We start from the raw sequence: 15,445 nt of genomic DNA, 5'->3' as shown, positions 1-15,445 counted from the left end.
AGGTTTGGAATAACGCAAAACCTTCAAAAGATATAGCAAGGAGGTGCTGCTAATAGTATTTTGACTTTGAGATCGTTATATAATCCCATCCTAAATATGTAATTAAATAATAACGATGAGTCAAAAAGAAGTTATCCGTAGCGCCAATGCTCCTGAACCCGTTGGACCTTATAACCAAGCGATCGCTGTTTCGGCAACTAGCAAATTAATGTTCATGGCGGGACAAATTGCGATCGATCCTGCCGTTGGCAAAATCGTTGCTAACACAGTCGAAGAACAAGCCGAACAGGTGATCAAAAATATTCAAGCCGTTCTCGCTGAGGCAGGCGCAGATATCACCAACGTGATTAAAACCACCGTGTTTCTCGCAGATATGGCAGATTTCCCCAAGGTAAATGCGATCTACGGTAAGTATTTTCTAGCTCCATTCCCTGCCCGTTCTACGGTTCAAGTCGCTCGCCTTCCCCTCGATGCCCTTGTCGAAATTGAGTGCATTGTCGCCATCTAAGCATCTCAATAGTAGGGTGGGCAATGCCCACCTTATCCAATTAATCAATCAACTAGAATAGTTGAAGGTGTCAAAAAGTGTGCCGTTATGCAATATCAAATTTTTGTCCAAAGTCAGTCTCAACAAAGCTTTGTAGCTTCAGTTGTGGGTATGTCGAGCGTAACAACTGAGGGCAAAACCGAGGAAGAAGCAATTTCTAAGGCTAAGTCGGCTCTAGAAGCTCAACTAGCTAGGGGCAAATTTGTAAGCGTAGAGATAACCTCAAACATTGAGTCGTCTCATCCCATTCCTCAGAGGAAGTATGCAGGAATATTGGCTAATGATCCTATCTTTGATGATTTCATGGAGAAATTGACAAGTATCCGTGAGGAAGCAAATCTAGAAGTAGATGTCTGATGAAGAGCTACATTTTTGACACAGATCACCTTAGTCTTTATGGACGTGCTAACCAATATTTAATTGCGAAACTTCAAGCAACTCAAATACAGCTAAATACAACTGTTATCAATGTTGAAGAACAATTAAGAGGTCGTCTAGCTCAGATTTCTGAAATAAAAGATGGAGAGAATCAATCTGCGGCGTATCAACTTCTCACAGATACAATTTTAATGCTGTCAGATTTTGATGTCTTGCAATACGATGCTCAAGCCCGCGAAATTTATCAATCACTAAAAGCTCAACGTATTCGTGTTGGCACGCAGGATATGCGTATAGCATGAATTGTGATTGCCAATAACGGTATCCTCTTGACAAGAAACCGAAGAGACTTTGAAAAGATACCAAATCTAAGGATTGAAGATTGGACAGTATAAATTTTTTCTTTGTACGTTATTTAAAAAATATCTAGGAATTTTAAAAATGAAAAGTTTGTGGAGCGATCGCGAAGCTGCTGAATATAAAACCGACTTAGGCTTAAGGGTATATACATCAAGGTTGTTGGGGCGCGATCCATCGCTTGTTTTACATGGTGGGGGCAATACTTCCGTCAAAATCCGCGAAAAAAATATCGTTGGTGAAGAAGAAGAGATTCTGTATGTTAAAGGAAGTGGTTGGGATCTAGAAACGATCGCAGAGGCAGGTTTTGCACCTGTACGGATGGCGCATTTATTGAAATTAGCAAAGTTACAGGTTCTCTCCGATTCGCAAATGGTGAATGAACTGAAGACGCAAATGACCAAGGCAAGTGCACCTGCGCCATCGGTTGAAACAATTCTCCATGCGAGTTTACCTTATAAATTTGTTGATCATACCCATGCTGATGCGGTCATTTCCGTGACCAATACCGCCAATGGATGGGAACGCATTCAAGAAATCTATGGCGATGATGTGGTGATCATTCCCTATGTGATGCCGGGGTTTGACCTAGCGCGAGTCTGTGCCGAGAAATTTGCGGCGGAGAAAAGCGATCGCACCATTGGTATGGTGTTAATGAATCACGGTATTTTCTCCTTTGGCGAAACCGCCCAAGAATCCTATGAACGTATGATTGCACTAGTCGATCGCGCAGAGGCTTATCTCAAAAAACATCATGCTTGGGAGATCTCACCACCAGCTTCTTTGATTAGGGAAAGTGAGCAGAGATTAGAGATTGCCAAGCTACGTTCTGAAGTTTCTCAAGTCGCAGGGTTTCCCGTCGTTCTAAGTTCCCATACTGATGAGAAAAGTTTAGCCTTTGCTCAAAGAGAAGATGTGCAGATCATTTCCCAACAGGGTTGCGCGACTCCCGATCATGTGATTCGCACGAAGCGCTTGCCCCTAGTCGGTAGAGATGTCAAAGCCTATGCCGAATCCTATCGCGCTTATTTTGCCGAAGAAGCGCCTAAATCAGCCCAACCAGTCACGATTCTCGATCCTGCACCTCGCGTGATTCTCGATCGCCAGTTAGGCTTAGTCACCGTTGGTAAATCCGCAAAAGATGCCCAGATCGTCGCGGATATCTATGAACACACGATAGAAATCATTCAGCGATCGCAACTTTTGGGCGGCTATCAAGCATTACCCGCTAGCGATATCTTTGCGGTGGAATATTGGGAATTAGAACAGGCGAAATTGAAAAAAGGTGGTTCCTCTCCTGCTTTCACTGGTGAAATTGCTCTAGTCACAGGTGCAGCTTCAGGCATTGGTAAAGCTTGCGTGGATTCCTTATTAAAGCGAGGTGCGGCAGTTGTGGGTTTAGATATTAATCCCGCCATTGAGAAGCTTTACGATCGCCCCGATTTTGTCGGCATTACTTGCGATGTCAGTGATGAAAGTGCGATCGCGAATTCGCTCGATCAAGCCGTTAAAGCCTTTGGTGGTCTAGATATCCTCATTCTCAATGCAGGGATTTTCCCATCAGGATGTCGCATCGAAAATCTCGATACCGCCACATGGCAAAAGGTGATGCAGATCAATCTTGAAGCCAATCTAGTCCTCATGCGTGAAGCTTATCCATTGCTGAAACTTGCGCCTAACGGTGGTCGAGTTGTAGCGATCGGCTCGAAAAATGTCCCTGCCCCCGGGCCTGCTGCTGCAGCATATTCAGCATCTAAGGCGGCGCTCACCCAATTAATGCGAGTAGCGGCTCTTGAGTGGAGTAGCGATCGCATTCGCATTAATACCCTGCATCCTAATGCTGTCTTTGATACGGGCATCTGGACAGAGGAAGTATTAACTTCTCGCGCCAAGCATTACGGATTAACGATTGAGGAATATAAAACCAATAATCTGCTTAAAGTAGAAGTGACGAGTCACCATGTTGCTGAACTTGCGGCGGAGATGTGTGGAGCGTTATTTGCCTGTACGACTGCGGCTCAAGTTCCCATTGATGGCGGTAATGATCGAGTCATTTAATCCAAAAGGCTCGCTATGCGAGCCTTTTGGAATTATAGAAATGAATAGAGTAATTGGAAGATGAGGCGAAAGGCTGCCATCAGGGCAATCGCACTAAATCCTGCAATTCCACAATATTGAGCAATTTCGCTCCAATTTGGGAAGTTCTGAAACTGAACTTTGGCAAATATTTGACCTCCCCATACTGCGGCGAAACTTAGCAAATTGACGAATACAAATAAATCTTTATTGTCGAGAATAGAACTAATTCTCAGTAGAATGATGCCTAGCAATACGGCTGCAAAAGCAATTAAATTAGCTGGAGTCCCGATCACAGCTATGCCAACTGTCGTACTTACTTGCCATAGCAACATCGCCTCTACCCCTAACAAAAAAGCGCCAATAAATTGAGTAGGAATCGATGCTGATAGTAACCAAGGCGTTTTTTGCGATCGCGAGGCAGCAGGTTTGGGGACTGCGGGGGCAGAATTGGGCAGAGGGGCAGGAACAGGGACTTGGATACTGGTCTGATGCGCTGGCTTTACAGGGGTTTGTACGGATGGTTGCACCATTGGTACTGATGGTACTGATGCTTGAGAACTCAGGGCTTGGAGAACATCTGCTGCTGAAGTAAAGCGATCGCTGGGAGCCGACTCCAACATTTTATGTAACACATTATTAAAATTAGGACTAAGCTTAACAAAGCGATCCCACTGCCATTTGTTGTAACTCACATCGAATAATTCGTCTGGCTCCTTACCCGTTAATAAAAAGAGACAGGTCACGGCAAAGGCATAGAGATCCGTTGAGGGAAATACAGTATCGCCGCGCATCTGCTCAGGTGCGCCATAGCCGGGGGTAAAGATGCCCGTAGATTTTTGACCTTGGGCTACTCCTGCCACTTGCTTCACCGCACCAAAATCCAAGAGAAAGTAGGACTGATCGGACTTACGCACCATGATATTGGCAGGTTTGATATCACGATGGATCGAGCCTTTGTCATGAATAAATGTCAAGACAGGCAAAAGGCTGTGCATAATTTCTAAAACATCTGCCTCAGCGATCGCCCCATGCTGCTCGACAATTTGCTCTAGGGTAAAGCCATCGACAAATTCTTGGACTAAATAAAAAAATTCATCCTGTCCCGACTGCACCTCAAAATAGGCAAGCAGATCAGGGATTTGCGGATGTGTCCCCAAATCTTCTAAAACCGTTGCCTCACGTTCAAACATTTGCTTAGCAACCACCATCTGAGCGCTGGTGAAACCAATGGGCTGTAATAGCTTCACCACACAGCGCTTCATCGCAGGCGTATAGCGATCGCGGGCTAAAAAGGTCGCACCGAAACCACCTCTGGCGATCGGACTCTCGACGATATAGCGCCCACCCAGCAATAGGGGCATCCCACAACTCGTACAAAACTTTTGGGTAATTGTTTTGAGAGTATTGCCACTATCAAGGTCAGCAAAGGAATTTAAAGGCTTAGTACAATTGGGGCGCGTGCAGTAAATATCCACTGTGCAAACGTATGAGTAAACATTTTTGGCATACTGTATTAGAGTCTACCTAAGTTTTCCCCTCCTGCACCCATGAGTTCCAATTTTTTGCATCATCTCAACCCTGCTCAACAAAAAGCAGCCAGCCATCTTCACGGGCCAATGCTAGTAGTTGCAGGTGCGGGGTCAGGGAAAACAAGAACATTGACCTATCGTATTGCCAACTTAATGCTCAATCATGGTGTTGCACCTGAGCAAATCCTTGCAGTGACCTTTACCAATAAAGCGGGCAAAGAAATGAATGAACGCATTCAATCTTTGTTAGTCCAAGAAATTGCTCAAAGAGAATTAGGGAAGGCTCTCAGCGAAATTAATGAATGGGAACAGGAGAAACTACGGAAGAAAGTTTATAAGCGCTATATCAATAGTTTTGCTGAAGATGGTCTCTGGATGGGGACTTTCCATAGTATGTGCTGTCGAATTTTACGGCTAGATATTGATAAATACAAAGATAGTAATGGTAGAAGTTGGGCAAAGAATTTCTCGATTTTTGATGATTCGGACGCGCAATCTTTAGTCAAAGATATTGTGGTGAATCAACTAAATCTCGATGAAAAGAAATTTGAGCCAAAGTCGGTACGCTTTGCGATCGGTAATGCTAAAAACAAAGGCTGGACTCCTGAAGAATACGAGAAACAAAGCGATGATTCTCCCTATCGCAAACGGGCGATCGCGCAAGTTTACAATCTCTATCAAAATCAGCTCGCCACCAATAATGCCCTCGATTTTGATGATTTAATCTTTTTGCCAGTGCGACTGTTTCAGCAAAATTCTGAAGTTCTTAAATATTGGCACAATCGCTTTACACATATTCTCGTTGATGAATACCAAGATACCAATCGCACCCAATACGATTTAATTCGCTTACTATCCACCAATGACGATCAACCCACTTGGGAGAATCGTTCCATTTTTGTCGTTGGTGACGCGGATCAATCGATTTATAGCTTCCGTTCAGCCGACTTCACAATCTTGATGGAATTTCAAGAGGCTTTTGGCGATCGCTTGCCCGATGCCCATACTAAAACGATGATCAAGCTCGAAGAGAACTATCGTTCTGTGGCGAATATTCTCGAAATTGCCAATCAACTGATTGACAACAATTCCCAACGCATTGATAAGGTTCTCAAAGCAACCCGTCCCGATGGCGACCTGATCGAGCTATATCGCGCCGATGATGAAGTGGATGAAGCCCAATTTGTAATTGAACAAATTCGTCGGGTTAAGTCCAAAACTCCAAGCGCCAATCTCGGACATTTCGCCATCCTCTACCGTACTAACGCCCAATCTCGCCCCTTTGAGGAAATGCTAGTGCGTTGGAACATCCCCTACAAAGTCGTAGGTGGCTTACGATTTTACGATCGCAAAGAAATTAAAGATATTCTCTCCTATTTGCGCTTGCTATCGAATCCCTCCGATACCCTTGGCTTGATGCGAATCATTAATGTTCCTAAACGCAGCATCGGCAAGGCAACCCTCGATAAGCTGCAACAGGCTGCCCAAGAACTCAGCGTCCCCATTTGGGAAATCATCAGCGATGAAACTACAGTTAAAACCCTCGCAGGGCGATCGGCGCGTGGCGTTCTCTCCTTTGTGGAACTGATGCAGAAATGGCAAGCGAAAGTACCCGTCACTCCTGCGGCGGATATCATTCAAGGGATTCTCCAAGAATCTGGCTATGTCGATGAACTGAAGGCTCAAAGCAATGATGAGGCAAACGATCGCCTTGCGAACTTACAGGAACTTTATAATGCAGCAGTGCAATTTGCTGAAGAAAATGAAGATGCTTCCCTTGATGCCTTTTTAGCCAATGCAGCCCTAGCCTCTAGCCTCGATGACAGTAGCGAGAATGCGGAGAAAGTGACGCTGATGACGCTCCATGCCGCTAAGGGTTTAGAATTTCCTGTGGTATTTCTCGTTGGTTTAGAGCAAGGACTATTTCCTAGCTTCCGTTCCATTAATGATCCAATGGCATTAGAAGAAGAGCGTCGCCTCATGTATGTGGGCATCACTCGCGCCCAAGAGAAACTCTTCCTGAGCCATGCTCAAGCCCGTCGTCTCTATGGCAATCGTGAATATGCCATCCCTTCTCAATTCCTAGCCGAACTTCCCAAAGAATATCTCACGGGACATGGCATCGATAAATTTATCAGTAAGGCAAGTCAACGCGCTGAAGCTACCAGCGTCAAAGGTTCCCTCAGATCCGTACCTCCTGCCAAGGTTAATGCTGTCAAACCCAAGCCTAGTGTTAATTGGCAAGTAGGCGATCGCGTGATGCATGATAAATTTGGCGAAGGTCAAGTCGCGAATTTGCTAGGTACTGGTGACAAGATGTATTTAGCAGTTTCCTTCGCAGGTCAAGGCAAAAAAATCATCGATCCTAAAATTGCACCAATTCAGAAAATTTAGATGCGGCATAGGCTAAGCCTGCGCTAAATCATCTTCTGGAGTCAGGGTGAGTCCTCGGTAAATTTGGGCGATCGCAAAGATGAGATTAATGCTCTTTAGCTCGATCATGTCACCTTCTTGATAGTTAATAATTATCCATTCCCCATTATCTTTTTTGTGATAGAGGTCTATTTCGATGCTGGTGGAACTAACCAGTAAATAATCTATTAATACAGGATTGTTACGATATAGTCTGAACTTCCCACCGCGATCATAGGATTCAGTATTGGGTGATAAAACTTCAACGATTAGAGATGGATAGGTAATGTATTGAGTGGTAGTTTTGTCGCGATCATCACAGGTGACGCTGACATCAGGATAAGTATATTTTTCGGATTTAGCTATTTTCACCTTGATATCAGAGTTACCGACAATACAGCTACTCCCTTCTAGATGAGACTCAAATAAGCTAGTAAATCTAATAGCAATACGTCCATGATTAACACTACCGCCACTCATAGCATAGATTTCACCTTCGATATACTCATGCTTATGTAGTTGCTTTTCTTCCCAAGCAAAGTATTCTTGAGGAGTGAGTTGAGGGAAGTTGTCTCTAGCTGCAATCATATTGTTAGGGTAGTAAGAGATTACCCCCCATTTTAATCGATCAAATCTATATGCCAAAAATTAACGTAGGGGTTGAGCATTTGCACTACTATTCCTCAATTTCCCACCAAAATCTCTATTTGCAAATGCTCTACCCTCTTCGCTACTTACATTACATTTCTGGGCGATATGTATATTCATAGCTGTCTCTGATGACGAGATATTTCTAAAAGCACTTGATCTAAACTTAGTTCAGCACTTTCTCTAATATTATCTCCATCATGCTTGTGATGTGGAAAAGTAGGAATATTTGCATGATGAGGAGCATTATCATAGCGAAAAATCATTACCTGCTCATCATTCATGTAATGATATCGATATTTTATTTTATTCAGAACTTCAATATTCTTGACTTCCACAAAGTCTAAGCGATAATTATTCTCAAAAATAATTGAACCACTAATATACCCCTGCGAAATGTTGTAAATTTTTTTGGTTATTGAGACAAAGCGTATATTGGGAAACTCTTTGATAATCTCTTCAAGCTGCACAAAATAATCTTCAATCATCGTAGTTCGCTAAGCTGTACCTGATTTTGACAAAGCATTTCATACAGTCCCGCCCATATCATAAAATCCGCTTCATCTTCTAAACGCCCATCCGAAAAGCTTTGATGAAACTCGGCAGATGTCATATTATATTTTCTCTCAAAATCATCTAATTCCAGACGCAGATTTAGAATTCCCTTTTGGAGTTCAGAAACTTGGTAAGCAATAATATTTAGAGCAAATGCTTCTGTATTTTGAACTTGGCTAAGGATTTTTTTTAGTCTTCGTTCTGTTTGTGGTTGTACAGATAGCTGGAAATCTAGCATGTTAATCCCTGCCTCCCTATTTATTCACAATTATTGTTGTAAGTATAACAAAATAAATTCTGTCCTAGACCCAGCATTGATTGGGAAGTAGGAGATCGCCTGATGCTTGAGTAAGTATCTCGACATCAACTTAGGCTACAGATCCCAGTTGTTCCAACTGCATTAATGGCTGCCAGTTACGAATATCCTCCAACAACGCCAGATAACCATTAGTATTTGGGTGTAAACCATCCTGACAGATGCGATCGCCCATCCAAGTTTGTCCCCGTTCTTGCCATAGATCGAAGATATCTAAGTAGGGAATATCTCGCATTTGACAAGCGGATTTTGTGAATTCCTTATAGCGGAATTGATCTTCGTGATTGAAATGTAAGCAATCGAGAAAAGGCATTTTTGATTCGTCAACGGGAACCATGCCCACAAAGATCACGGGACAGAGACTCTGTGCTTTGTCGAGCAAGTTAACCATCTCTAAAGTAAAGCGATCGTAATCGGTAATGCTTCTGCCTTCGCGCTTGGCAACTCTTGCGGAATCATTCACCCCAACAGACAAAATCATCAAATCAGGAAGCTTATTGCGAAGTTCACCCCGCAGTAAAAATTCGCGCTCTAAGCGTTGATTGACATGGGCAGCCGTATCACCTCTGACTCCTAAGTTGTAGAGAACATGACCTGCGGCTGTCCCCATCCATTGCCGCCGCAGTTGCTCTACCCAGCCACCATTAACAGGATCGCCATAGCCATAGATAATGCTATCGCCAAAAGCTGTAATCCTCAGAGGTTGCTGAGCGCGAGAAGGAGTATTCGGAGCTTGCAAAAGGTTTAAGGCTGTCATCAGAAAATGTGCTTAGGAAAAAGTGACGGATTAGTGACTTTACAAAACTAAACCTAGATTAGCGCAACCAAGTACTTTTACCTAATATTTCTTTGTCTGGATGTAAGTAGCTAGGCATAATTAAAAATCAGAGCTAAAACCTGTGGCGCACGCGCAGCGTGCACCACAGGTTTTGGGATTTTATATTTAATTGCGTCCACCTACTTAAAGAACCAATTTTTTGTAGTGTAGCTTTGCCGCACCACAAAAAATCTCAAGCGGAGAATCCTTAGTTACAGCCTGTTGAGGCTTAAATTAGTTAGCACAAAGAAATTTTTGAAAACGTGGCAAAGCTGCGCTTTCAAAAATTCCTCTAGGCTTCAAGTCAGCGCAAAGCGCTGTAATTGTGAGTTAGCTGAGATCGCGAAGTGATTCCCTGACAAAACGTTATGATGGATGATGTGGCTAAATTTGTGCAGATTAACGATATGACTCAAACCTCCCTTCCACCTTTATCAACCCAAGAAACACAAATCCAGCAATTCGCTACGCCCGAAAGCCCTCAACCCACTGTATGGTCGGCAGATTTTCGGCAAGAAGTATCAGCCTTAACCAAGCGTCTATTTATCCAATTGCGTCGTCGTCCGACAACACTAATTGCAGGGGTATTACAACCTTTAATGTGGTTGCTGCTGTTTGGAGCATTGTTTAGTGGTTTGCCTAAAGGTTTAGTGGGTGATGGTCAGACCTATGTACAGTTTTTAGCGGCGGGAATAATTGTTTTTACAGCCTTTAGTAGCGCTCTGAATTCGGGATTGCCAATGTTATTCGATCGCGAATTTGGCTTTTTAAATCGCATCTTAGTTGCACCACTCGTATCGCGATTTTCGATTATTGTCGCCTCAGCAATTTTTATTATCGCTTTGAGTATGGTGCAAACCCTAGCGATCGTCTCAGTGAGTGGTTTGATGGGGGCGGGGCTGCCCAGTCTAAGCGGTTTAGGCGTTATGTCCTTGATTTTGATTTTGCTAATTATTGACTTTACGATGTTGAGTCTAGGTCTCGCTTTTGCGATGCCGGGTCATCAAGAGATGCTTGCCTTTATTTTCTTAGTTAATTTGCCCTTGATGTTTTCAAGCACAGCCCTTGCTCCCCTTGCATTTATGCCCACTTGGTTGCAATGGATCGCTAGTCTCAATCCTTTATCTTGGGCAATTGAGCCAATTCGCTATGTCTATAGCCACAGTACATGGGCATGGAATAGCGTTGTCTTTACAGCCCCTTGGGGAAATATGACGATCGCTAATGCGGCGATCGCCCTATTGAGCTTTGGTTTATGCGTAGGGGTATTAATTCGTGGAACTTTGCGCCGAGGCGTAGCATGATCGCAGAGACAGGTGAAGTTCCTACTTTCCCTGATGTGCAGCCCTTTGCGGATAACTGGTCGTATCTCAAGGCGGAACTGGCATGGCTTGATCGTGTGTTGATGAGATCGCTATCAAAACAACGTCAAACTAATCAAGAGGTTGATCGTGTGGCAAAGTCAACTATTGATCGCTCGACCAGTCATTGGTGGAAAGGCTTTATCGCGATCGATCCTTCTAAAGGTGGCAGTTTAGTTCCTAATCACCCGCCCCAAATTCACCATCCCCTCGGACGCTATGGAGATCGCCTTGAAGCAAGCCAACACCATAATATTCGCTTAGCAATTCCGACCCTGTGCGATCGCTTAGAGCTAGGTCATTTCGAGCGCGATCTACTCATTCTCTGCCTTGCCCCCGAAATTAGCCGTCGTTATGAAAGACTCTTTACGTTTTTGAATAATGACGATACCAACTGCCGACAGCCAACAGTTGATCTTGCTCTGCGCCTATTTTGTCGCTCTGATGCCGAGTGGCGCAATGCTAGAAGTAAACTTTCCACAACAGCTCCATTAATCAAGCGCAAAATCCTCAAGCTATATTTACCTGACCATAGCACTGCGCGATCGCTTCTCTCCAAAGCCATGCTCCTTAGTGATAAAGCCGTTACCTATCTATTGAGCGAAGATTTACCCATTGAGACAATTATTCCTAAACCTCGAAAGAGATAAAGATATTTTGCTAAGTTTGATTGCATCCCGAACTTTCAGCTTGGCGCATTGAGCCTAGTAAAGTTGAAATAATCACACATTTTTTGCGATCGCCCACTCTAGCGACAAACGTAATCCGTCCCAATTCTCCAATTCCATTAGGATTCCCCTGTTCTGTAAACTGTACACGATATACATCTGGCTCAGGAACTGCCGTCAATTGCGTCAATGTTGTCTTGGGTGGAGTTTCTGTATTCTCGACAATCCGCACTCCTTCGTCAAAGTTTTGCCAAGGTAGATTATCCCAATATGCTTGATTGGTATTGGCAGTAGGCGCAGGATGCACTGCATATTGAGAAACATTGGGCGTATTTCTAAAAGAAGCCTGCCACATTGTGTTGCTCCGTTTGGCATTACTCTGAGCTAAGCGCAAAATGCTAACAGTACGGCTTTGGGTAGCGTTTAACCTTTGGTTGTTGACAAAGCCTAGCCAAGAGGGAGACGCGATCGCCGCTAAAATGCCGATGATTGCGATGACAACTAAGATTTCCAGTAGTGTAAAGCCCCTAACTTTACGATGGCGATCGCGGCTTCTTTGGCGATATCCCCTCACAGTCCGTAACATAGTATCTTATGACTTTTAAGTGTAATTATCGGGTAATTGTCAGTTTAGCAAATTATTCCTATATTTACACTCTATTTACAGATAATTTTAACGCGAGTTCGGGATAATTTTGAAACGGGCTTTGAGAGAGGGTTTGCTACGCAAACCCTCTCTCAAAGCCCAAAAGAAAAAGCTTTGCGTAGCAAAGCTTTTTCTTTTGGGCTTTTAAAATTTGCCAGCTTAACCCGAACTGAGGTTAATTTTAATGTAAGTTCGATAACGCCATTTGTGCGGCGCTTCGCGCCGCACAAATGGCAGAAAATGGAAAAAATCGCTTAGCGATTTTTTCCATTTTCTGCCCTCGTCGAAATGACGTTAATTTTAAGGGCAGTCTGTATCAGATCCTGATTTGACTGAACCCAAAATTGTCGTGATCGTGGTACAGCGTTTGCGGTTGGGAGTATCGGGAGTATTTAAAGTGATCCGCAGGGGAAAATCAGTAAAGGCAGCATTATTAACCGTAGTAGGCAGTCCTTGTGCGTTAAACGAAATTGTTAATGGTAATGTAACCGATGTTGGTGCAGTCTGTTTATTAACCGATAGAACCTGTACACCTTGTTCTAAATATTGAGCTTGTGATCGGCTAGTGACAACATAAGCTCCATTCGATGAGTTAGCGATTGTAAAAGTTGTAGGTGTATTAGTTCTCTTAGCCGTAGATTGAGCATCTTTGATCGTACTAAAAACTCGACTTTGAGAAGCGCTGAGACGATTATTATTCAAAAATCCTAGCCAGCCGGGAGCCGCGATCGCTGATAAAACCCCAACGATCACCAATACTGCTAAAACCTCAATCAAGGTAAAGCCGCGATCGCGATTTCGTACTAATAGCAACAATAACTTTCTATTATGTTTAGATAACCACAGCATTGGAATCTCTCCTAAAGGATTTGCGAATTGAGGTCTTGCTTGGGGCAGTCCCCCAATAGAAAAATAAAAAACTATTGAGTAAAAACCTTACCTCGTCCAAAAGCTCTGACATTACCTGTTGTTAAAAATGCAGTGTTGTCTGTAGAGATACTTCTTTGACTTTCGATTTGATTTGGTCTCAACCTTGCTATAGCATTACCTCTCAAATAGATCCTTGCAACATTTTGACTAGAGTTCACACATACATAAAAGCTACTCAGCTTTTCCGCCGCATTAGAGGAAGTAGTAGAAAATGCACCAGGAATTCTTTGAGTAGTTGTATTTGCTGCTGTTAATGTGCCACCAACTCCTTTGCCCTGATCCAAACAGTCAGAATTAACTGTCTTACCTGAAACTGTTGTATTTGGACCAATCACAATATCAATGGGGGTATCACCAAGGGTAGTATTGTCTTGCAAGGTGTTGTAAGGCGTGTCATCAATAAAATCTATCAAGGTTGTCAAACTACCAGTGTAGGCTGCACTAGTTTTTGTCCATTTATTCATGAGGAATTCTAAAGTTCCACCTTGAATATCAAATGGTCTAAAACCTCGATCAGGTAAAGTCCAATAATTAATAAAATTAACTCCTGAAGATGGAGTAGATGTCGATGGAGTCACATCCACCCTGTCAATTGGCTTCGGCTCATTACAAGCTGTAGGTGTAGCATTGTAATCCGCTTGGCAAGATGCACGCAGACCATCACTGATTTCCCAACGTCCTAATCTTGCGGCATTAGACCAGTCTGTATTTGCGCCATTAGCATTGTCATAGATCAGATAGTAAGCCACCAGAGAATAGGTATATCGACCAGATCCAGTTGGCGTAGTTGGACTACAAGTTCCATTCGTCGTTGATGTTCCATATTCCAAGCAGCCTACAGCTTTGGTGTTTGCGCCGCCTACATTGACGATATCTGTAGGCGCAAAGTATTTACGCTTCCAAAAGACTAAAACTGGAGTGCTATTAGTAAAACTGGGAAGCTGATCTTTGATCCCGTTGGGACTGTTGTTATTTAAACTATCAGCGTTATAGATATAGACAGACTCTTGTAAATCGTCAGATATGTAGTTGAGAGCAGCTTGCACTTCTCCTTGAGATTCCACCTTTGCTTGTTCCTTGCGATCCGTATCCATAATATTGACGGTAAAGGCAAGCAATGTACTAATGATCACAGTAGCCATCAAAATCGCAATCAATAGTTCAATTAAAGTGAAACCTTTAACTCGCGCAGTCCAGCGATCGCCTGTAGTGAATATTCTTGAGAGCAACCGTTTAAAAAATATCTTTAGCTCAAACCACAGCCGCAAATGGCGATCGCCATGCAGCCTTTGATAAGAACGATTAACCCTGAATAATTTACGTATTGAGAAAATCATGGCAGTCCAAAAAGTTGGGATAGAAGTTGCTATTAAGAATGAATATTCAATAAAAATCTATAAAATTTCAAATATCCAAGTCATCTCTATAAACGACTTTTAATCTGACTAAGCGTACTTGTTGGAGGATTAATATCAACCTTCATAATTACCAAAGGACAATTTTTGGCTCCGCCAGTATTAGTGATGGTTTGACGACCATTTGGACAGGCTGACTCATCATTTCCTGTCTGCAATGTCAGTCCTGATTGCAGTGCTGTGAGATTTCCTGAAGCATCCTGTTGAAAAGCATCAGCTCGGTATACCCGCACCTGCATATAAAAGCCCTGCGTTGATAAATCTGTACCAGTAGTACGCATCGGCTGAATCACTAAATCCTGCGGATCATTAATACTAAAGCCATTGGAATTAGTATCTATCTTGACCCCTTGGATCGCATTCAGACTACTGATATTAGTATTGTTTGGTGCTGGTGTACTTTGGAAATATTGATTTCGGGCAGTGTCGGTATTCAAAAATGGAAAGGATGCCCCTGTCGATGTGATGTCAATTACACCTGAGCGGACACCATCGACATAGCCACGGGCTGCCTGTGTAGCTAGGTCAACTCGCCGCGACTGGACTCTTGTAGCAGTAGTCAATACGATCATAGGCAAAATCGCAGTCATGAGAATGCTCACTACGACCACTGCCATAAGAGCCTCTAGCAGCGAAAATCCTGCTTGCGTAGATAGCAAATACTTGATGAGGAATAAACGAGTATTTATTTTTCGCATAGCGGATCACCTTAATGAGGAGCGATTGATACAACTAGTCTGTTTAGTTATTTTCCGTAAATTCTAAGCTCTAGATTTTACTGCCAAGA

Annotated in this window: 16 protein-coding genes; 7 read left to right on the top strand and 9 right to left on the bottom strand. The window is 43.2% G+C overall.

The window, feature by feature from the left end:
* Positions 1-115: 115 nt before the first annotated feature.
* The 4 genes from NMG48_RS10445 (at position 116) to NMG48_RS10430 (ending at position 3,340) form a co-directional block, all read left to right on the top strand.
* Entirely contained in the window at positions 116-508 is a 393-nt protein-coding gene (locus NMG48_RS10445; protein ID WP_271255157.1) for a Rid family detoxifying hydrolase, read from the top strand.
* An 87-nt stretch (positions 509-595) separates the two neighbouring features.
* Complete coding sequence (locus tag NMG48_RS10440) at positions 596-904, top strand: type II toxin-antitoxin system HicB family antitoxin (protein ID WP_271255156.1); 309 nt, start codon at positions 596-598, stop codon at positions 902-904.
* Positions 904-1,227: a type II toxin-antitoxin system VapC family toxin gene (locus NMG48_RS10435; RefSeq protein WP_271255155.1), complete on the top strand. Its 324-nt coding sequence runs from the start codon at positions 904-906 to the stop codon at positions 1,225-1,227. The genes NMG48_RS10440 and NMG48_RS10435 overlap by 1 nt, the downstream gene beginning before the upstream one ends.
* A 139-nt stretch (positions 1,228-1,366) precedes the next feature.
* A complete protein-coding gene (locus tag NMG48_RS10430) occupies positions 1,367-3,340 on the top strand; it encodes a bifunctional aldolase/short-chain dehydrogenase (protein WP_271255154.1) in 1,974 nt (657 codons plus the stop codon).
* A gap of 32 nt (positions 3,341-3,372) precedes the next feature.
* Here the strand turns inward: NMG48_RS10430 and NMG48_RS10425 are convergent, their stop codons facing one another.
* Entirely contained in the window at positions 3,373-4,836 is a 1,464-nt protein-coding gene (locus NMG48_RS10425) for a protein kinase domain-containing protein (RefSeq protein WP_271255153.1), read from the bottom strand.
* Between the two features lie 72 nt (positions 4,837-4,908).
* Here NMG48_RS10425 and pcrA point away from each other — a divergent pair, with 72 nt between their 5' ends.
* Positions 4,909-7,284, top strand: coding sequence for a DNA helicase PcrA (gene pcrA, locus NMG48_RS10420; protein ID WP_271255152.1), 2,376 nt, complete (start codon positions 4,909-4,911; stop codon positions 7,282-7,284).
* 12 nt (positions 7,285-7,296) lie between these two features.
* Here pcrA and NMG48_RS10415 read toward each other — a convergent pair whose 3' ends face one another.
* The 4 genes from NMG48_RS10415 to NMG48_RS10400 form a co-directional block, all read right to left on the bottom strand.
* The gene (locus tag NMG48_RS10415) at positions 7,297-7,890 is read right to left on the bottom strand and encodes a Uma2 family endonuclease (RefSeq protein ID WP_271255151.1); all 594 of its coding nucleotides are present in this window, start codon (positions 7,888-7,890) and stop codon (positions 7,297-7,299) included.
* A 176-nt stretch (positions 7,891-8,066) separates the two neighbouring features.
* A complete protein-coding gene (locus NMG48_RS10410) occupies positions 8,067-8,438 on the bottom strand; it encodes a toxin-antitoxin system TumE family protein (protein ID WP_271255150.1) in 372 nt (123 codons plus the stop codon).
* A complete protein-coding gene (locus NMG48_RS10405) occupies positions 8,435-8,743 on the bottom strand; it encodes a hypothetical protein (protein ID WP_271255149.1) in 309 nt (102 codons plus the stop codon). The genes NMG48_RS10410 and NMG48_RS10405 overlap by 4 nt, the downstream gene beginning before the upstream one ends.
* Positions 8,744-8,873: 130 nt before the next feature.
* Positions 8,874-9,578, bottom strand: a complete 705-nt coding sequence (locus NMG48_RS10400) for a GDSL-type esterase/lipase family protein (RefSeq protein WP_271255148.1) — start codon at positions 9,576-9,578, stop codon at positions 8,874-8,876.
* A gap of 467 nt (positions 9,579-10,045) precedes the next feature.
* Between NMG48_RS10400 and NMG48_RS10395 the strand changes: the two genes are divergently transcribed.
* Positions 10,046-10,942, top strand: a complete 897-nt coding sequence (locus tag NMG48_RS10395; protein ID WP_271255147.1) for an ABC transporter permease — start codon at positions 10,046-10,048, stop codon at positions 10,940-10,942.
* The gene (locus tag NMG48_RS10390; RefSeq protein WP_271255146.1) at positions 10,939-11,649 is read left to right on the top strand and encodes a hypothetical protein; all 711 of its coding nucleotides are present in this window, start codon (positions 10,939-10,941) and stop codon (positions 11,647-11,649) included. Before NMG48_RS10395 ends, NMG48_RS10390 begins: the two co-directional genes overlap by 4 nt.
* 10 nt (positions 11,650-11,659) lie before the next feature.
* On the opposite strand, the gene NMG48_RS10385 is transcribed toward NMG48_RS10390, so the two are convergent.
* The 4 genes from NMG48_RS10385 to NMG48_RS10370 all read right to left on the bottom strand — a co-directional run bounded on the left by NMG48_RS10385 (position 11,660) and on the right by NMG48_RS10370 (position 15,356).
* Entirely contained in the window at positions 11,660-12,253 is a 594-nt protein-coding gene (locus NMG48_RS10385) for a type II secretion system protein (RefSeq protein ID WP_271255145.1), read from the bottom strand.
* Positions 12,254-12,613: 360 nt separating this feature from the next.
* Entirely contained in the window at positions 12,614-13,162 is a 549-nt protein-coding gene (locus tag NMG48_RS10380) for a pilus assembly FimT family protein (protein WP_271255144.1), read from the bottom strand.
* A gap of 71 nt (positions 13,163-13,233) precedes the next feature.
* On the bottom strand, positions 13,234-14,580 hold the full coding sequence (hpsC, locus tag NMG48_RS10375) for a hormogonium polysaccharide secretion pseudopilin HpsC (protein ID WP_271255143.1): 1,347 nt from the start codon (positions 14,578-14,580) through the stop codon (positions 13,234-13,236).
* 86 nt (positions 14,581-14,666) lie between these two features.
* Entirely contained in the window at positions 14,667-15,356 is a 690-nt protein-coding gene (locus NMG48_RS10370; RefSeq protein ID WP_271255142.1) for a prepilin-type N-terminal cleavage/methylation domain-containing protein, read from the bottom strand.
* Positions 15,357-15,445: the final 89 nt, after the last annotated feature.

It is taken from the genome of Pseudanabaena sp. Chao 1811 (assembly GCF_027942295.1).
In the GTDB taxonomy this organism is placed as follows: domain Bacteria; phylum Cyanobacteriota; class Cyanobacteriia; order Pseudanabaenales; family Pseudanabaenaceae; genus Pseudanabaena.
Note: the sequence above shows the minus strand (reverse complement) of the source record. Positions and strands in the feature narration are given on the sequence as shown.